At 73.9% G+C, this 241-nt stretch carries 1 protein-coding gene; it reads left to right on the plus strand.

The window, feature by feature from the left end:
* A partial coding sequence (locus IEZ31_RS57250; RefSeq protein ID WP_229836455.1) for a putative PEP-binding protein occupies positions 1-241 on the plus strand: 241 nt, incomplete at both ends.

Below are 241 nucleotides of genomic sequence, written 5' to 3' on the forward strand. Positions count from 1 at the left end.
GAGCTGTTCCGCGAGATGGCCGGCCTGCCGGTCACGGTACGGCTGATCGACCCGCCGCTGCACGAGTTCCTGCCGCCCCTGGAGGACCTCGCCGTCAAGGTCGCCCGGGCGCAGGAGCGCGGCGAGGACCCGGGCCACGACCGCGAGCTGCTCGACGCGGTCCACCGCATGCACGAGGAGAACCCGATGCTCGGCCTGCGCGGCGTGCGCCTCGGGCTGGTCATCCCCGGCCTGTTCGCCA

The organism is Dactylosporangium sucinum, assembly GCF_014647515.1.
GTDB lineage: Bacteria > Actinomycetota > Actinomycetes > Mycobacteriales > Micromonosporaceae > Dactylosporangium > Dactylosporangium sucinum.